The organism is Actinomycetospora succinea, assembly GCF_004363095.1.
Classification (GTDB): Bacteria; Actinomycetota; Actinomycetes; order Mycobacteriales; family Pseudonocardiaceae; genus Actinomycetospora; species Actinomycetospora succinea.
Genome location: NZ_SNYO01000003.1, coordinates 469,770 through 486,704, shown reverse-complemented (window position 1 = coordinate 486,704; position 16,935 = coordinate 469,770). Strand labels below are relative to the sequence as shown.

The 16,935-nt window shown below is 71.4% G+C and carries 16 protein-coding genes and 2 pseudogenes; 9 read left to right on the top strand and 9 right to left on the bottom strand.

Features of this window, described 5'->3' with window-relative positions; genetic code table 11:
* Positions 1-4: 4 nt before the first annotated feature.
* Together EV188_RS13585 and mobF are read left to right on the top strand one after the other, a co-directional pair.
* Positions 5-880 carry a hypothetical protein gene (locus EV188_RS13585; protein ID WP_133826787.1) on the top strand — a complete coding sequence of 292 codons (876 nt, stop codon included), beginning with the start codon at positions 5-7 and terminating at the stop codon, positions 878-880.
* A 289-nt stretch (positions 881-1,169) separates the two neighbouring features.
* On the top strand, positions 1,170-5,639 hold the full coding sequence (mobF, locus tag EV188_RS13580; RefSeq protein ID WP_133826786.1) for a MobF family relaxase: 4,470 nt from the start codon (positions 1,170-1,172) through the stop codon (positions 5,637-5,639).
* Between the two features lie 9 nt (positions 5,640-5,648).
* Here mobF and EV188_RS13575 read toward each other — a convergent pair whose 3' ends face one another.
* The 3 genes from EV188_RS13575 to EV188_RS13565 all read right to left on the bottom strand — a co-directional run bounded on the left by EV188_RS13575 (position 5,649) and on the right by EV188_RS13565 (position 6,743).
* The gene (locus EV188_RS13575; protein ID WP_133826785.1) at positions 5,649-6,071 is read right to left on the bottom strand and encodes a hypothetical protein; all 423 of its coding nucleotides are present in this window, start codon (positions 6,069-6,071) and stop codon (positions 5,649-5,651) included.
* A gap of 64 nt (positions 6,072-6,135) precedes the next feature.
* Positions 6,136-6,327, bottom strand: coding sequence for an Hsp15 family protein (locus EV188_RS13570; protein WP_133826784.1), 192 nt, complete (start codon positions 6,325-6,327; stop codon positions 6,136-6,138).
* An 89-nt stretch (positions 6,328-6,416) separates the two neighbouring features.
* Positions 6,417-6,743 carry a hypothetical protein gene (locus EV188_RS13565; RefSeq protein WP_133826783.1) on the bottom strand — a complete coding sequence of 109 codons (327 nt, stop codon included), beginning with the start codon at positions 6,741-6,743 and terminating at the stop codon, positions 6,417-6,419.
* A gap of 246 nt (positions 6,744-6,989) precedes the next feature.
* Here EV188_RS13565 and ligD point away from each other — a divergent pair, with 246 nt between their 5' ends.
* Positions 6,990-7,952, top strand: a complete 963-nt coding sequence (gene ligD / locus EV188_RS13560; protein ID WP_133827105.1) for a non-homologous end-joining DNA ligase — start codon at positions 6,990-6,992, stop codon at positions 7,950-7,952.
* 24 nt (positions 7,953-7,976) lie between these two features.
* Here ligD and EV188_RS13555 read toward each other — a convergent pair whose 3' ends face one another.
* Positions 7,977-8,183 carry a hypothetical protein gene (locus EV188_RS13555; protein ID WP_133826782.1) on the bottom strand — a complete coding sequence of 69 codons (207 nt, stop codon included), beginning with the start codon at positions 8,181-8,183 and terminating at the stop codon, positions 7,977-7,979.
* Between the two features lie 434 nt (positions 8,184-8,617).
* On the opposite strand from EV188_RS13555, the gene EV188_RS13550 reads away from it, so the two are divergent.
* From EV188_RS13550 to EV188_RS13535, 4 genes and pseudogenes are all read left to right on the top strand, one after another.
* Positions 8,618-9,223 carry an RNA polymerase sigma factor gene (locus EV188_RS13550; RefSeq protein WP_133826781.1) on the top strand — a complete coding sequence of 202 codons (606 nt, stop codon included), beginning with the start codon at positions 8,618-8,620 and terminating at the stop codon, positions 9,221-9,223.
* Between the two features lie 70 nt (positions 9,224-9,293).
* Entirely contained in the window at positions 9,294-9,578 is a 285-nt protein-coding gene (locus EV188_RS13545; RefSeq protein WP_133826780.1) for a hypothetical protein, read from the top strand.
* A gap of 96 nt (positions 9,579-9,674) precedes the next feature.
* A pseudogene (locus EV188_RS13540) lies at positions 9,675-9,986 on the top strand (NUDIX hydrolase); the annotation flags it as partial.
* A 217-nt stretch (positions 9,987-10,203) separates the two neighbouring features.
* Entirely contained in the window at positions 10,204-11,106 is a 903-nt protein-coding gene (locus tag EV188_RS13535) for a hypothetical protein (RefSeq protein ID WP_133826779.1), read from the top strand.
* Positions 11,107-11,753: 647 nt separating this feature from the next.
* Here EV188_RS13535 and EV188_RS13530 read toward each other — a convergent pair.
* The 4 genes and pseudogenes from EV188_RS13530 to EV188_RS13520 form a co-directional block, all read right to left on the bottom strand.
* On the bottom strand, positions 11,754-12,284 hold the full coding sequence (locus EV188_RS13530) for a hypothetical protein (RefSeq protein ID WP_133826778.1): 531 nt from the start codon (positions 12,282-12,284) through the stop codon (positions 11,754-11,756).
* Between the two features lie 125 nt (positions 12,285-12,409).
* The gene (locus tag EV188_RS32575) at positions 12,410-12,937 is read right to left on the bottom strand and encodes an alpha/beta hydrolase family protein (protein ID WP_243741672.1); all 528 of its coding nucleotides are present in this window, start codon (positions 12,935-12,937) and stop codon (positions 12,410-12,412) included.
* A 103-nt stretch (positions 12,938-13,040) separates the two neighbouring features.
* A pseudogene (locus EV188_RS32570) lies at positions 13,041-13,211 on the bottom strand (hypothetical protein); the annotation flags it as partial.
* Positions 13,212-13,521: 310 nt separating this feature from the next.
* Positions 13,522-13,971: an ester cyclase gene (locus EV188_RS13520; protein WP_133826777.1), complete on the bottom strand. Its 450-nt coding sequence runs from the start codon at positions 13,969-13,971 to the stop codon at positions 13,522-13,524.
* A 157-nt stretch (positions 13,972-14,128) separates the two neighbouring features.
* Here EV188_RS13520 and EV188_RS13515 point away from each other — a divergent pair, with 157 nt between their 5' ends.
* Entirely contained in the window at positions 14,129-15,655 is a 1,527-nt protein-coding gene (locus tag EV188_RS13515; RefSeq protein WP_133826776.1) for a bifunctional transcriptional activator/DNA repair enzyme AdaA, read from the top strand.
* 1 nt (position 15,656) lies between these two features.
* Entirely contained in the window at positions 15,657-16,010 is a 354-nt protein-coding gene (locus tag EV188_RS13510) for a cupin domain-containing protein (protein ID WP_133826775.1), read from the top strand.
* A 56-nt stretch (positions 16,011-16,066) separates the two neighbouring features.
* Here the strand turns inward: EV188_RS13510 and EV188_RS13505 are convergent, their stop codons facing one another.
* Complete coding sequence (locus tag EV188_RS13505; RefSeq protein WP_133826774.1) at positions 16,067-16,930, bottom strand: alpha/beta fold hydrolase; 864 nt, start codon at positions 16,928-16,930, stop codon at positions 16,067-16,069.
* Positions 16,931-16,935 lie beyond the last annotated feature (5 nt).

Below are 16,935 nucleotides of genomic sequence, written 5' to 3'. Positions count from 1 at the left end.
CGCCATGGCCGAGACCGCACCGAGTGCACCGACCGGAGCAGGCCGAGGAGGTGGGCGCGGGAAGGGCGCGCTGCTCTGGCTACCGGGACTGGCGGTCGCGCTCGGCGCCGCTATCGCCACTGCCCACGGTCTGTTTGAGGTCGCCGTCGCAGCACGGGTGCCGACCGGGATCGCGTGGCTCTACCCGCTGATCACCGATGGCCTCGCGCTGGTCGCCTACAGCTCCACCGTGCGGCTGCGGGAGGGCGCCGCTCGCTACGCCTGGGCCGTGGTGGTGATCGCCGCGGGCCTCTCCGGGCTCGCCCAGGCCGCCTACCTTGCCGGCGGCCCCACCGTCGAGGTCGCACCTGCGTTGCGCTTCGGGGTCGGCGCGTGGCCAGCCGTCGCGGCGGCCGTGGTCGCGCACCTGCTCTACCTCCTCGCCTCCGCCGAACCCGCGGATGGGAAGCACGCTGGTCAGTCGGTACCAGCGCGCGACGACCCATTCGACTCGGCGGTCGTTCAGTCCACGAGCGTTCAGACCGAACCGTTCACCACGCCGGGCGTTCAGCCCGAGGGGCTCCGGACGCCGATAGAACCGTCGCCGAACGACGCGGCCGGAGCGGCCGGAGCAGCCGGAGACCGCGCCTCGGAGAACGGCCCGGCCGACCCCCCGCGCCCGCGGATCGCGGCCTCCCCGGCCCGCGACCGGGCGGAGGCTGCCGCCTCGCGACACGCCCAGCGCCACGGCGCCTGGCCGACGGTCACCGAGCTCGAGGCGGCCGCCGCGGTGTCCCGCGGCACCGCCGGAGCCGCGCTCAAGGGCCTGAGGGACCGCCCGCTGCCCCTCCACCTGATCAACACCACCGACCCCGACACCACTGACGAGGCCCGACCATGACCACCCCGCAGCCGATCACCACGACCACAAGCAAGAACAAGAGCCAAGACGAAGCGCAAGAACCACGACCACTTCCCGACACCGATCACTACACCGATCACTACACCGATCAGACGACAAGACACGAGCAACAAGACGCAAGAACGAAAGGATCAAGGGAAAGATCAGAAGACGCACACCTAGGCATCACGATCCGAGGGTCCGGGCCGGCCTGCGGCCGGCCGGAAGAACCACGCGCGTCCGGCGTGCTCGCAGAGCCACCGCGGACGATCTCCGGGAGGTCGTCCGAATGCTGAGCGTCTCGTCCGGATACTCGCCGGACTACCTCCTCAACGAGGTAGCCACCGGCCGCGAGTCCTACTACACCGGTGCGGTCACCGATGGTGAGCCGCCTGGTCGCTGGTGGGGCTCCGGCGCCGAGAAGCTCGGCCTGAGCGGGCTCGTCGACGCCCAGGACATGCGCGGGATCTACGAGCGCTTCCTCGATCCGCGCCACGAGGGATTCGCTGACCCGCAGCGGTGGGACGAGGTGCCGACTCTCGGCCACACCGGCCGCCGCTACGCGACCGAGGACGAGCTATACGCCGCAGCGCTTGAACGCGAGCCCGACGTCTCGGCTGAACGTCGCGCTGAACTCCAGGTCGAGGCGGGCAAGCAGGCCCGCCACAACGTCGCCTTCCTGGACGCCACGTTCAGCGTTCAGAAGAGCGTCACTGTGCTGCATACAGCGTTCGAGGCCGAGGAGGTCAGGGCCCGCGACGCCGGCGACGAGGACGCCGCGGCGGCGTGGGGCGAGTACCGCCGAGCGGTCGAGGACGCCATCTGGGCGGGCAACAACGCTGCGCTGTCGTACCTACAGGACAAGGCCGGCTACGCCCGGGTCGGGCACCACGGTGGCGCCGCGGGGCGGTGGGTCGACGCGCATGGCTGGGTGGTGGCGTCGTTCTTCCAGCACGACTCGCGTGACCACGACCCGCAGCTGCACATCCACAACCCGATCCTCAACCGCGCCCCGGGCGACACCGACGACGAGTGGCGCACGCTGGACTCCCGCGCGATCCACAAGTTCCGGCCCGCCGCGGCCGCCATCGGTGAGCGAACCACCGAGGAACACCTCGCCCGCGCGCTCGGGCTCCGGATGGCGATGCGCCCCGACGGGAAGGCACGCGAGGTCATCGGCATCGACGACACGGTCACCGACCTGTTCTCGTCTCGGCGCCGCGCGGTCACCGAGAAGGCCGCCGAGCTCATCGCCGAGTTCGAGGCCCACCACGACCGCGAGGCCAACGGCCTCGAGCGCGATCGGCTCTCTCGCCAGGCCACCATGGCCACCCGCAAAGCGAAATCCCACGAGGGTGAGACCCGCACCCAGTTCCTCGAGAGGGTCGACGCCCAGCTGCGCGACGAGGTCGCCGGCGGCCTGCGCTCGGTCGCGCAGGACGCCCTCGCCGCCCGGGACGAGGACCCGCCCGCTGCCGACGAATGGTCACCGAAGGAGGTTCTTGAGACCGCGTTGGCCGACGTCCAGTCCCGCAAGGCCGCCTGGACCCGCGCCGATCTCACCCGCGCGATCAACGACGCCCTTCCCGACACCCTCGGCCTGACCGACGGCGACGACGTCGCCGGCCTGCTGGACTGGCTCACCGAGGAAGGCCTCGCGCTCTCCACCCCGCTCGACGCTGCCCGTCCTGGCGACGACGCCCTGCCCGACCAGCTGCGCCTGGCCAACGGGCGTTCGGCCTACGACGCGCCCGGCGCGAAGCTCTACGCCACCCCCGACCACGTCCACACCGAACGCGCGATGACCGCCGCCGCCCGCCGCGGCGACGCCGCCGCCACACCATCCGCGATCGCGGAACGCTTCCTCAGTCAGGTTCGGGAATCCGGGCGCGAGCTCGGCGTGGACCAGGCCGCTGCGGTCCGCGGGGTGCTCACCTCCGGCGCGCGGATCGAGACCCTCGTCGGCCCCGCCGGCACCGGCAAGAGCTTCATCGTCGGCGCCCTCGCCAGAGCTTGGGCCGATCCCGAGCTCCGCGGCGCCGCCGCCGGGCGCGTCTACGGGCTCGCCACCAGCCAGATCGCGACCGGCGTCCTCGCCGACGAGGGACTCGACGCCCGCAACGTCAAGCGCTGGCTCGACACCCAGGACCGGCTCGCCCTCGGCGCCCAGGTCGACGACGCGGCGACGTGGAGGCTGCGAGCCGGCGACCTGGTCGTGGTCGACGAGTCCGCGATGACCGACACCACGGCTCTTGCTGCGATCTACGAGCACGTCGAGGCCGCTGACGCCAAGCTCCTGCTGGTCGGGGACCACCGTCAGCTCGCCGCCGTCGGGGCCGGCGGGGCGATGGACCTGCTGGCCCAGGCCGGAGCCCGCTACGAGCTCACCGAGACCCGCCGCTTCCGAGACGACTGGGAAGGGCCCGCGTCACTGCGGCTGCGCGACGGCGACAACACCGTGCTGCGCGACTACCAACGCCACGGGCGCCTTATCGACGCCGGCACCCTCGACGACGCCGAGGCGTCCGCCAGCCGCGCCTGGCTCGCCGACACCCTGGCCGGGCGCCACTCGGTGCTCGTTGTCGACACCAACGACCAGGCCGACCGCCTCGCCGGCGCGCTGCGCGCCGAACTGGTGCGCCTCGGACGCGTCGAGGAACACGGGGTGGTGCTCGGACGGGACGGCAACCACGCCGGCGTCGGGGACCTCGTCGCCACCCGCCGCAACGGCTGGGAGCTCGCCGGACACCGCACCACGACCGACACAGGCGACCACGTCAACCGACGGGGCCCGATCAACCGGGAGAACTACCGGGTCACCGCCGTCGGCGAGGACGGCTCGCTGACCGTCGCCCCCGTCCACGGCCGCAACAACGAGGGCAGCGAAGTCCTCGGGAAGCCGATGGTGCTGCCGCGCGACTACGTCGACGCCGACGTGACGCTCGCCTACGCCGGCACCGTCCACGCGACCCAAGGCCTCACCGTCGACACCAGCCACCTCGTCGCCGGCCCCGGCACCAGCCGCGCCGCCAGCTACGTCGGGCTCACCCGCGGCCGCGAGTCCAACACCGCCCACGTGGCCACCATCGCCGGGCCCGTCGATGCCGCTGACGGGTCGCGAGTGGACCACTCCCTGCACCGCGATCCGGTTGCCGTGATGGCTGGGATCGTCACCCGCGACGACGGCGTCGACTCCGTCTCCGCGCTCACGACCGCCACCGAGTCCGCCACGCAGTCGGGCAGCACCCGCACCGCCGGGGAGCTCTTCAGCGACGCCGCACACCTGGCCGCCACCGAGCGCACCAGCCGCTGGCTCGACCAGCTCGTCGCCGAGGGAACCATCACCGGCCACGACCGCGCCCGACTCGCCGCCGAGGACGGCGCCGCCTCGCTCACCCGCATCCTGCGCCGCGCCGAGATCGCAGGCCACGACCCCGAGAACGTCCTACGCGAAGCGGTCACCGACCGGCCCCTCGACGGGGCCCGCAATCTCACCAACGTCATCCACGGCCGCATCCGCGACGCCCACACCTTCGATCCCGCCGGCCGCAGCTGGGCCGACTGGACCCCGAGCACCGGGCGGGCGGACTGGGACCAGTACCTCACCGCCCTGGCCGGTGCGGCGGACCGACGCAGCACAGAGCTCGGCGAACAGCTCGCATCCACGCCGCCGACGTGGCTGACCGACGCCATCGGCCCGGTGCCCGAGTCCCTCGCCGAGCGCGACCAGTGGCAGGACCGCGCAAGCACGGTCGCCGCGTGGCGCGAGCTCAGCGGCCACGACGACGCCGAGGACGCCCTCGGCCCCGCGCCCGGGCCGGGCAAGGTCGAGTCCTACGCCTCCTACCGCGCCGCCTGGCGTGCGCTCGGGCGTCCCGAGATCGACCGCGAGGAACTCGAGATGTCGGACGGTCAGCTCCGCGTCCGCGTGCGAGCCCACGAGCGCGAATCGGCCTGGGCGCCCCGCTACGTGGCCAACGAGCTCGCCGGCACCCACCAAGCCGCGACGCGCGCCGACCAGGACGCCCAGCTCCGCCGCGCCGAAGCTGACGCCGCCACCGACCCGGACGAACGACACAGGCTCAGCGCCGAAGCCGACCAGACGTCGACGCTCGCCGCGACCCTCGGTGCACGAGCTACCGAGCTCGACGCGCTCGACGAGGCACGCTCCCGGTGGCTGGCCCACACCGCTGGCACCCGGTCGGCCGCGGAGCGAGCCAAGGCCGAGCTCGCCGCCCGCCACGCCGATGACGCCGAGCCCGAGCAACGCACCACCGCCGCGGAGTGGCTCGCCGCGCACCGGGCCGCCGTCACGGAAGACGAGACCCACCGCGACGTGACCGAGGACGACGTGACCAACCGACCACAGGACCTCCACGAGCGCGAACCTGATGCTGAGGAGCACGACGGCGAGACCGACCGGGTCGAGCCTCGGCCGGATGGGCCGACGGACATCGAGCCGTCGGAGCTCGACATCCGCGAGGTGGCTACGTCAGAGCCGAGCCCTGTTGCCGAAGACCATGTACGCGTACCCACCGCCGACGAGACCTCGGCCGCGGTCGAGAAGGCCAACCGTGCCCTCGCCGAGATGCGTGCGCGCGAAGACGCCGACGCGAGAGCCGAAGCTGAACAGCGCGAGGCGCAACTCGCTCAGTGGCAAGCCCGCGACCAGGCACTGGAGAGCTCTGACGACTCGGGCGAGCCGGTGGACGACTCGAGCCAGGACGGGGTGGATGACTTCGACGAGGCCGAGGCATAGCCGGCGTCGTCAGCTGTCGGTCAGCAGGTCGACCTCGAGGGGTCGAGGACCCTGTCGGCGCCACGCCCACCGCAGTGTGGCCCGCACGCCGTCGCACCAGCCGGGTCGTGATCGCACCAGGTCGGGCCGCCGCTCCTCGAGCCGCTCGGCGGCCAGGAACTCCGCTTCGATCAACTCCTCGTAGGCCAGCGCCGTCCGCCGCGTTGCAGGGGCCGGTGTCGGGTCGGTGAGGCCGTTGTTCAGCCGGGAAGGCGCGGTGGCGAGCCAGCGGCACGTGGCAGCCACGCCGGCCGCGTACCAGCCCTCGCCGTCGTGCGCGAGATCATGGATGTCCCGGTCCGAAGCGGCCCGCCACACGGCCACGAACTCGCTTCGTGGCACGCGGACGTTGCGTGCCGGGATCGCCGCAACATCCGCGTCGGTCACGTCCACGTCCACGACGGTGACACCCGGCACCGACAGCTGGAAGTCACGCTTCGGCACTACCGGACAACACTCAGGGGTAGAGGGTGACCTTGGCGGGAAACGCGGCCGGATGGGCGGGGTCGGTGACCGGTTCGCCGTCCACCCGCGTGCCACCGCCGGCGATCCAGTTCCGAGCCCGGTCCTCCGAGAGCCCGGCAGCCAGCAGCCGGTCGAGCACCGTCGCCGCTGACGGAGTGGTGGGAGGTGCGTCGGTGTCGGTCACGACCTGACGCTAGGTCGACCGTCCGGCAGTGGACGGTTGCGCCGCGCGTGACTCACCCCTCCAGGGGGCGGGGAGTCGCCGCGCTCGGGTCAGCCGTCGAGGAGACCTCGTCGGATGTTCGGGTTCTCGTGCCCGGCCGGGGCCGGTCCGGGGAACTGGGGTGCGGGGTCGAACTCGGGTCCGAGCACCTTGTCGGCGACGCGGGTCGCGGCTTCCCAGACCCGCGGTGCGGTCGGCTTGTCGCGCCACCCTGAGGCGAGTTCTTCGAGCAGTTCGGACACGGCGGCGGCAGAGGCCCGGTCGAGGCCGGCGAAGCCGCCGGGGCCGCGCACGCGGACCTTCTCGGCCGCTCGACGCATCTCGGCGGCCTGGGCCTCGCGCTCCGCTCGCCGGTGAAGGTCCCGGTGGTTGGCCATCGCAGTTCTCCCTTCGGACAGACGCCAGGCATCTGCCGCGGGGGAGCGCGGCACGACCAGGTTGACACACCAGGTGCTGGCCGGCGCCGGCTGCGGTGCTCGAGACGCCGAGCCCGTTGTAGCCGCCGGACCCGACAGCGTGAGCCGCACGTCGAGGCCGGGCCTGTTCGGTCGCCGTGGTGTAGACCCGGTGCGGTGTCCCGCCCGCGTAGCACCCCGCGTGCGGGTCTCGCGCGCGTGGCTCCGATGCTGGCCACCGCCGGCGAGGTGCCGAGCGGGCCGGGGTGGGCGCTGGAGCTGAAGTGGGACGGCATGCGGGCCCTGGCCTACGTCGAGGGCGCGAAGCCGGACGCGGTGACGCTGGTCAGCCGCAACCAGCGGGCGGTGACCGGCTCCTACCCGGAGCTCGCGGCGGCGCTCGCCGAGACCGTCGGCACCCGGCAGGTGGCGCTGGACGGTGAGGTCGTGGCCCTGTCGGTCCCCACCCCGGGGGCTCCGGCGCGGCCGAGCTTCGACCGGTTGCAGCTCCGCATGGGCGTGGTGAAGCCGTCGGCCGCGCTGCGCGCTGAGGTGCCGGTGACGTTCGTGGCCTTCGACGTGCTCGCCCTCGACGGCGAGACCGTCGCCGACCGGCCCTGGGAGGAGCGCCGCCGGCTGCTCGAGGGCCTGGGACTGGACGCCCACCCACGCTTGACGACGTCGCCGTGGCTCGAGGGCGTCGACCCGGCGGCCGCGCTCGAGCTCGCCGAAGCCCACGGCATGGAGGGCGTGCTCGCGAAGCGACGCGATGCTCCCTACCGGTCAGGTCGAACACAGACCTGGGTCAAGACCCCGATCTGGCGCACGGTCGAGGCAGTGATCGGTGGGTGGGCGCCGGGCCGTGGCCGCAACCACGGCAGCCTCGGCGCCGTCCTGCTCGGTCTGCCCGAGACCGACGGGCGCCTGCGCTACATCGGGCACGTCGGCACCGGCTTCACCCACGCCGGCCGCGACCGGCTGCGCGACCAGCTCGTCGCCGACGCCGTCGACGACAGCCCGTTCACGACGGCCGTCCCCGAGGAGCGCTCCGCGCGGTGGTGCAGACCCCGGCTCGTGGGCGAGGCGCGGTTCCGCAGCTGGACCGACGACGGTCACCTGCGCCACCCGAGCTGGCGCGGCCTGCGGCCCGACCGCGACGTCGACGAGCTCCGAGCCCCCGCCCGCTCGTAGCGGGCGGGAGCTCGGGCCGGCTGCCTATTCGGCGAGCTTGGCGATGGACTGGGCCCAGAGGAAGTACTTGTTGGTGCCCAGGTCGCGGACGGTCTTGATGTTGAAGGCGTCCTTGAGCTTCTGGGCGTCGCCCTCGCTCACGCCCTGCAGCGCGTCCACCGGCGCGTCCGCGATCTCCGCGATGGTCTTGTCCTCGTAGGCCTTGTCGACCTTGCCGGCGATGTCACCCATCGGTCGGTTCCCTTCATGAGCTGACGCCTCAGCATCGATGTGCCGGCCAGCGTCGTGTGCGGGGTAGCTGCCGCGCCTTCTGTGCCCGCCCAGCGTCTCGATACACGTCGGCGTAGCTCGAGAACCTGATCTCCGGCTGGTCGTCGCCGCTCCCTCACGATCGTCTCCCTCAAGGCCGGCGGGCCGAGCGTGCCTTCGGCACCGAGGTGGACGCCGCTGCGCGGCGGTCGGTGCTAGAGGGCCCCGGAGCTTGATCGGGCCGCCCCTCCCGGTCAAGGGCGCTGCGCGTCGCTGCGCGACCGGACTTCGTCCGGCCCTTGACCGCGAGCCTCCGCGGCCCGCTCGGCGCCCTTCGGGCGGTGGAGGCAGCAAGCGCCTCCGCCCACCGCCCGGGGCCCGCCAGCCCCGACCTCTTCTCCCGGTCGGAGGCCACCATGACCACCCAGCCCACTGATGACCCACGTACCGACGCCGAGCTGCTCGCGGAGTACGTCGGCGGAGACACCGACGCGCTCGCGGTCCTGGTGCACCGGTACCAGCGGGTACTGCTGACCCTCGTCCGACGGATGGCTTGGTCCGAGCCAGACCCCGAAGCCGTCGTGCAGGAGGTGTGGCTGCGCGTGCTCACGAACGCGGCGACGTTCAGGGGTGAGTCGAAGGTGTCGACCTGGCTGCACCGCATCACCGTGAACGAGACGCTGAGCGCCGCGCGCCGACGCAAGGCCAGGCCCTTCACGCCGATCGGGGAGCTGTACAAGTCGCACGAGCAGCCCGACCGCACCGACCCGGGCGACCCCTCACTGGAGATCGTCGACCGCGAGCACGCGGCGGCCATGCTGCCCGACCTGCTCGCGCTGCTGCCGAGGGACCAGCGCCTGGTGCTGGAGATGCTCCACCTCGACGGACTCACGAACGAGGAGGCCGCCGAGCTCTTGGGAGTGGCCGTCGGAACGGTGAAGTCTCGGGCCCACCGCGCCCGCGGCACCATCCTGTCCCACCTCGCAGCGGAGGGTCGTCGAGAGGCCCGAGCTGATCTGTGACGGTTGCTCGCCGTTCCCACCTCCTCCGCGACGGTGGGAACGGCGAGCCCGCGAGCTGCGTCCAACCAACATGACCACCCACCGCATGAGTACCTGTGACACCGACTACCTCAAGGCCGGCGCCCCCCGCGGCGCGCGGGACGCGATCGGTCGGCTATTCACGGCCGCCCTTGACGGCGACCGCCACGCCGAGGCAGCACTGCACGTTCTGGGCGGATTCGACGACACCGCACATCGCGCGTCCTGGACGCTACTTCGCGCTGACTTGGACCATGCTCAGCCCGAACCCCCCAACGTGCTCGCAAGCATCGACCGCACCCTGGCCGCGCTTCGCGACCTGCAGCGCTCCTCGTGACCGCGACTGTTGCGTTGGCGGTCGTGACCAGTTCACTGGGAGTCCTGCTGATCGAACGCCCCGACCGCCGTCCGCCGGTCGCCTTCCCCGGGGGGCAAGGTCGAGCCCGGCGAAACCGTCGAGCAGGCCGCGGTACGCGAAACCGAGGAAGAGACAGGCCACCGCGTTCGTGCGATACGAGTCCTCGGCGAGCGACCACATCCAGTCACTGAAGTTCGAATCGCCTATGTGGCCGCTGAACCCGCCTCATCGTCCGGCTGGACGGGCTCGGTCACTGAGAACGCTCGCGGCGAGGTAGCCGCCAGATATTGGCGGCCCACGTCTGTGGCGCTGCAACTTCTCGGGCCCACTCTGTTCGGCCCTGCCCGTCAATACCTCGAGCAGGTCTCAGCCAACTCCCGCGGCTGATGATTCCGAGTCCTCGCGACCCGCACCTGCCGGATACACCTCTTCAACTTCAAGGCAGCGCCCCGCGCCCCGCGCCCCGCGCCCCGCCACGGCCTCTCGGCCCTGGCCTCCCGCTCCGATTCGGCGGGCCGGGGCCAGGCCGACACTGGACCGGTGCTAGACCTGATCCGGGAGGGCTAGTGCGACGCTGGGCCGCAGTACCGACGGAAGGGCTGGCATGACCCTAGTGCTGTTCTTCGGCTGCTCGGACTACGTGGCTGTGGCTGCCGATAGGCGGATAACCGATGGAAGAACGCTCATAGAGAGCGACCGTACGAAGTTGATGACCTGGGGAAGCGATCTTTTCAAGATGATCTGGGGATTCACCGGACCCGCCTCCGTGTTGCACGAACGGAAGAGTAAGCCGACACTAGAATGGTTTGCAGAAAGAGTGGCTCAGCAGGAGAATGCTGGGCTGATCGACTTCGGCCAACTTGCCGAAGAGCTGGACTCCTTACCGTTCTCGCCCGGTCACGAGCGGCTTACCCTGATGGGCATCGGCTACATCAAGAATGCTCCGCATTGGCTCAGGATCACGAACATGTACGACGACAACGGGCAGATGCTGTCAGCGCCGAGGGAAAAGTTCGTTGTTCAAGCGTGCGCGTTCGAAGGGGAGATCGTCGAGGCGATCGGCGGGAACCTCACGCGGCCAGCGAGGCGACTGATCCAAAATTCGATCTCTAGGCTATACAGGAATCGTGTGGCAATGCAGCAGGTTCTGGCTGGGGCGATAGAGCGCTCAATGAGTGTCGGCATCGGCGACGAAGCATTGGTGGCGCTGCACGAACGCGATCCCACAGGGACGGACGCTGGCTTCGCGTGCAATCTGGTCACCCCAGGCCGTCGTGGTCCGGTCCCGCTGTCTCAACAAGCTATGCCCGTCTTCGTCTCCAACGGTTGGGCCGTGGCGATGCGGCATCAGGGACCCGAACATGTGGACGAGGGGGGTGGCTGGGTCGTGACTTGCGAGAACCTGGTCATGCCACGTCCTCAGGCGGAGAGCGCAACTCTGCCTGATGCCGGACGGGATGTTGCGCGACCTCCCATGGCTCGCACTCGCTCTTGGTCGGTGCGGTAGGGCGCTCCGCTCCGCCAATCCAACTGGGTCACGCCCGGGCTTACAGCTCGGAAGCGGAGGCCGAGATGCCGTAACTGTTGATCAGGCCCGGGTCGTCGTCAGGCCCGTCTCCCATGGGGGAGGGCCGAATTGAGCTGGGCGAGCGCCGAGCAGCTTCGGCCCAGCTCGGAGCCGATCCAGCTGGAGTCGACGCGAGTCGCGCACGGCACGGCCCGCGACAGATCTACGCCCTCTGCGTCTCAAGTGGCTGGCCGACTCGGCAGCAGACGCCGGCCTCGACCCCGCGCTCCGCTCGCGGTAACGACCGCCGGCCCTACCGCTGCACCCGCGCCCCGTGCAGCTCTGTGCCGTGGCACGCCTCGTGGCACGAAACGAGGGCTACCGGCGATGCAGCGGAGGGCCGAGTGAACGCGCGCGAGACGTCGGTGCTGGTAGAGGCCCTGGGCTACGTGGTCGTCCATCTTTGCAAGGCGGGGTTGAGGGTTCGATTCCCTTCGTCTCCACCCACTTTGAGCTGCGGTAATGGCTGCCCGCCGTGATCTTCCGTGTTCAGACGTGACGCGAAACCGAGGCGGTGCTCGGCGGCGCCTTCCGTCGCACTGGTTGATTGGGTTATCGGCTCGACGTGCTGACGCGCTCGGGACGTCTCAGACGAGTTGGCGACGAGCCTTGCTGTCCCCGCAGGGAGGGGCGGGCCGGTGGATCAAGAGGCCGTGACGGAACACCCAGGCACCGGCTCCGTCTGCGGACGCCATGTTCCTTCGTGAGTACGCAGGCGCCTCGGCTCCGTACGCGCCGTGGACGCCTTCCGTGGCGGCGGCACCTGCCAGGCGGGGAAGGTCCGGGTGGGCCAGCGAGCTGAACGCCACGGTGCGGGTGGCGCTCCAGCGGCCGTCGTCGGCCAGGCGGGGCCCGATCCCGGCCCATCCAGTGGGGTGGTCGGCGATGAGCCAGGTGTCGGCGTCCTCGGTCAGTTTCGTGGCCTGGCGGAGCCAGGAGGCGGCCGTGTCCGGCCATGACACGAGGGCGGCCAGGTGACCTCCGCGTGCCTCCCATCGCTGAGCGGCGAGGTGTGCCCGTCGCGTCGCGGTGGTGTCGCGGCCGTGCCCGATGCCCAGGACCTCGGGGCGGAGCTCGTCGAGCAGGGCGATCAGCAGGTCGAGCTCGTCGTGGGCCACTGGTGCGAGAGGTTCGGCTGGGAGGGTCACGCTCCCGTGAACCCCGGAGCTTCATGGCCGGTTTGCGCCCGGAGGCCGACACCTCCGCGGCCGGCCTTGGCGGCGGGCCGCGGAGGTCACGGTGTTCAGCCGAGAAACTTGCGCAGGGCGTGGTCGATGAACTCGACGGCGTCGGGGTCGGCGCCGAGTCCGGCGAAGTGGCCGTAGATGCTGGGGATGACCTGGACCTGGCCGTGGGCCACGAACTGGGACCAGTGCTGTTCGTCCTCGGGCGGGAAGTAGAGGTCGGTGCGGCATGGCAGGTCGAGCACGGGGCAGCGGATCGTGCGCAGCGCGGCTTCGGTGTCGCCGTCGAACCCGGGGGTTTGACCCACGTCGGCGGCGTCCCACGCGCCGACCATGGTGAGCAGGTTGTTGGGGTCGCGGCCGTCGAGGAAGAACGCTTCCCAGAAGCCGGTGAGGAATTCCTCGAGGGAGGTGAAGCCGAGGTTGCGGTAGGCCTGTTGCCAGTAGAAGGCCTGCGAGAATCCCCAGCCGGCGTAGACCCGGGCGAAAGCCCGGAGCCCGTCGGTGGGGGGCTTGTCGGGGTCGTAGCGCCCAGCGGTGAAGACCTGGTCGGTGGTGAGCGCGGCGCGCAGGCTGGCCAGGAACACGCGGTTGTGCTCGCTGGTCTTCGGCGATCCGACGATGGGGGGCGGCCCGGTCGACCATCTCGGGGTGGCTGACGGCCCATTGCCAGGTCTGTCCGGCGCCCATCGAGGAGCCGATGACCAGCGCGAGACGCTCGAGACCGAAGTTCTCGGTGACGAGCCGGTGCTGTGCGGTGACCTGGTCGCGCATCGACAGGGCGGGGAAGTCGGCGCCGCCGTGGGGCGCGGGGGTGTTGCTGGGCGAGGACGACAGTCCGTTGCCGAGCTGGTTGGGCATGATCACGAAGTAGTCGTCGAGGGTCTTTCCCTCGCCGAGGGCCCACTCGTTGTCGGTGTGGTACGCCGAGAACCAGGTCGGGAACAGCACGGCGTTCGACCTGTCGGCGTTGAGGGTGCCGTGGGTCGTGTAGGCCAGGGTGGCGCCGGGGAGGGTCGTGCCGTTGGCGAGCGGAAGGTCGCCGAGGTCGTAGGTCTCGAAGTCGGTGGGCGGAGGCATGCGAAAGAGGCCTTCCTCGGGAAAGGGTTCTGGAGGCGGGCACGGCGCGCGGCCGGCCCGGAAGAGTCGGCCGCGCGCCGAGGACCGCCGGCTACTTCTCGGGGGCGAGTCCGAGCTGCTGCAGGGCGGTGAGGGCGCCCTCCTCGCCGATCTCCTCGGCGATCTTGCCGTCGACGATGCGGTAGACGGTGGTGCCGGTGAAGTGAATCTTCCGCCCGGTGTTGGCCGGCAGGGATCCCACGGGCAGGTCGTCGAAGGCGGGGCCGGTGTGGGTGCCGCCGCCCTCCCAGCGGCCCACGACGTACTCGCCCTCGGCGACCAGGTCGCTGACGACGGCGAAGCTCATGTCGGGGAAGGCCTCGGTGAAGTCGATCAGGCACTGCTTGACCGCTTGCTTGCCGCGGCGCTCTCCGTGCATGGGGTAGCTGAACAGGATGTCGTCGGTGGCGAGCTCGTCGACGACGTCCGGGTTGCCCTTGGCCCAGTACTCGGTGAACCACCGGACGGCGACGTCCTTGTTCTGCTGGATGTCCTGGGGCATCGCGCCGCTCCCTTCTCGAGGCGTCTCACGGCGTGCGGCTCTCACCGTGCCGCGCGTCCCGCCGCGGTTGCTGGCAGGAAACCGACACCCACCTGCGTGCGAGGGGGATGTCGTTTTTCTGCTACGACGGGCTGGGGAGGCCTGGGAGGGTGAGGTCGTGATCCAGGACGTGCAGGGGTGTCTGCGCGCGGTCCGCGCGCGCGATGCGCGCTTCGACGGCTGGTTCTACTTCGCGGTCACGACCACCGGCATCTACTGCCGTCCGAGCTGCTCCTCGGCGCCGCCGAAGGCATCGAACGTCCGCTTCTTCGCGAGCTCGGCCGCGGCCCAGCAGGGCGGGTTCCGCGCGTGCAAGCGCTGCCGGCCCGACACCTCGCCGGGGTCACCACACTGGAACGAGCGCGGCGACGTGGTGGCGCGGGCGATGCGGCTGATCGCGGACGGCGTGGTCGATCGGGACGGGGTAACCGGCCTGGCCGCCCAGCTCGGATACAGCACGCGACAGGTCGAGCGGCAGGTCCGCGCCGAGCTCGGTGCCGGCCCGGCCGCCATCGCCCGGGCGCAGCGTGCTCAGACCGCGCGCACGCTGATCGAGACCACGGCCCTGCCGATGACCGAGATCGCCGCGGCCGCCGGGTTCGCCAGCATCAGGGCGTTCAACGGCACGCTCAAAGAGGTCTACGCGAGCACCCCGACCGAGCTGCGTCGTCGCACGGTCCCGGCCGACTCCGAGACGTCCGAGGCGCCCGGGGCGCCGGCGCCGGCGCTGCGGCTGCGGCTGCCGGTGCGGGTGCCGTTCGCCGCAGACGCGCTGTTCGACCACCTGGGCCGGGAAGCCGTCGCCGGCGTGGAGGAGTGGCGCGACGGGGTCTACCGGCGCTCGGTGCGCCTGCCCCACGGCGTCGCGGTGGTGTCCCTGCGTCCGTTCGATGACCACGTCTCCTGTCGGCTGACCTTGCAGGACCTGCGCGACCTCCCGCAGGCCATCCACCGCTGCCGGCGCCTGCTCGACCTCGACGCCGACCCGGTCGCGATCGACGAGGTGCTCGCCGCCGATCCATCGCTGGCGGCCCTGATCGCGCGCCGGCCCGGGCTGCGGATGCCCCAGACCGTCGACCCCCGTGAGCTGGCGCTGCGGGTCGCGCTCGGTCAGCACCTCTCGGAGTCCGCGAGCAGCGCGCATTGCGCGCGCCTGGTCGCGGTGCACGGTGACCGGCTACCGGACGGCTTCGATCCGCAGGGGACGCTGACCCACCTGTTTCCCACCCCCGAGTCCCTGAGTGCGTGCGCGCCGCACGTGCGGGCGCTACCCGCCCCGCGTGCCCTGGTGATGGACGCGCTCATCGCCGCGCTCGCCGAGGGCGAGATCGAGCTCGGGCTCGGCGCGGATCGGGAGCAGGCCCGCGCCCAGCTCGCTGCGCTGCCCGACCTGGGCGCCAGCGCGGGCGAGCTGATCGCGATGCGCGCCCTGGGTGATCCCGATGCGTTTCCGCCCAACGAACCTTCCCTGCGCGCCGCAGCCCACCGCGCCGGGGTGACCGGGACGCCTTCCCTCGACGACCGGTCGCCGCGATGGGCGCCGTGGCGGGCCTACGCCGCCGAGCACCTCTGGGCCGCCGCCGCGGAGGACCGAGACGTGGCCCGGTCGGGTCGAACGGGCCTCGAGCCGGACGAGGGGGAGTGAGATGTCGTCGGTGATGCAGAAGGCCGCCTTCGATGATGCGGCGGAGGACCGGCATGGGGGGGTCGCGAAGCGCTCGGTGAGTCTGGACGGGGTGACCGCCACCCGGGTGCGCTACGACCCCGGGGCGCGGTGGTCGATCGACATGGCTCCCGACGCGGGAAGCCCGACCTGCCCGTTGCCGCACGTGGCGGTCATGGTCGAAGGCACCCTGCGGGTGCGGATGGACGACGGCAGTGAGCAGGACTTCCACGCCGGCGAGGTGATGATGCTGCCCGGCGGGCACGACGCTTGGCCGGTCGGGGATCAGCCGGCGGCGTTCGTCGAGCTCTCCCGCGGCACCGACTACTACCACTAGATGCCGTCGGTCCCGGCCGGCCACCGAAGTCGCGGGCCGGGACCGGCCGGTGCGGCTCAGCGGGTGAGGTGGTCGCGGAGCTCGGCGTTGAGTCGGCTGGGGTACTCCTCGGGCAGCAGCAGGTGCGCGCCGGGAATCTCGGTCCGTCGGCGAACGTCGGGCAGGGTGCGGGCGAGCCAGTGCGACCAGGTGACGTCGAAGAAGATGTCGCCGGTGCCCCACACCACCAGGGTCGGCACATGCAGGGCCTTGAGCTCGTTCTCCACCGCGACGGTCTGGGCCGGGTCGAACGCGAGGATGAACGCTTCCAGCCCGGCGACGGTGTCCGGGCGGTCCAGGTAGGGCAGCAGGTAGGCGGTCACCGTGTCGTCGCTGACAGTGTCCGGGCGGGCGTACGCCCCGCCGAGCCCGTCGGCTGCGCGGTAGCGGTGCGGGTCGTCGAGCATCGCCTGCACAGTGGTGGCGAGCCCACCGTCGCGGACCATGTCGACGAAGCCGGCGAAGTCGGCCGGTGGCCAGTTGTCGTGCACGTCGCCGTTGGTCAGGGCCAGCGTGCGGACGCGGTCGGGTTCGGCGACCGCGAACAGCTGGGCGATGCCGGTGCCGGAGTCGTTGGCGATCAGGTCGACCTGCTCGATGCCGAGGGCGTCGAGGAACTCCGCGAGCATCCGGGCCTGCGCGGTGAACGAGTGGTCGCTGCCGCGGGCGATCGAGTGGCCGTGCCCGAGCAGGTCGACCGCGATGCAGCGCCGCAGGTCGGACAGGTCGTCGAGCTGGTGGCGCCACAGGTAGCTGTTGACGATCACTCCGTGCACGAACAGCGCGGCCGGTGCCTGCGGGTCGCCGGTCTCGATGTAGCCGACCTGCCCCGAGGGTGTGTCGACGGTCGTCCGCCGGGCCTCGTACTCGGTGACGTCCATGAGTG

Coding starts and splice junctions, on each gene's coding strand:
- EV188_RS13585 (WP_133826787.1), top strand. CDS start 5: ATGGCCGAGACCGCACCGAGTGCACCGACCGGAGCAGGCCGAGGAGGT.
- mobF (WP_133826786.1), top strand. CDS start 1,170: ATGCTGAGCGTCTCGTCCGGATACTCGCCGGACTACCTCCTCAACGAG.
- EV188_RS13565 (WP_133826783.1), bottom strand. CDS start 6,743: ATGGCCAACCACCGGGACCTTCACCGGCGAGCGGAGCGCGAGGCCCAG.
- ligD (WP_133827105.1), top strand. CDS start 6,990: ATGCTGGCCACCGCCGGCGAGGTGCCGAGCGGGCCGGGGTGGGCGCTG.
- EV188_RS13555 (WP_133826782.1), bottom strand. CDS start 8,183: ATGGGTGACATCGCCGGCAAGGTCGACAAGGCCTACGAGGACAAGACC.
- EV188_RS13550 (WP_133826781.1), top strand. CDS start 8,618: ATGACCACCCAGCCCACTGATGACCCACGTACCGACGCCGAGCTGCTC.
- EV188_RS13545 (WP_133826780.1), top strand. CDS start 9,294: ATGACCACCCACCGCATGAGTACCTGTGACACCGACTACCTCAAGGCC.
- EV188_RS13535 (WP_133826779.1), top strand. CDS start 10,204: ATGACCCTAGTGCTGTTCTTCGGCTGCTCGGACTACGTGGCTGTGGCT.
- EV188_RS13520 (WP_133826777.1), bottom strand. CDS start 13,971: ATGCCCCAGGACATCCAGCAGAACAAGGACGTCGCCGTCCGGTGGTTC.
- EV188_RS13510 (WP_133826775.1), top strand. CDS start 15,657: ATGTCGTCGGTGATGCAGAAGGCCGCCTTCGATGATGCGGCGGAGGAC.
- EV188_RS13505 (WP_133826774.1), bottom strand. CDS start 16,930: ATGGACGTCACCGAGTACGAGGCCCGGCGGACGACCGTCGACACACCC.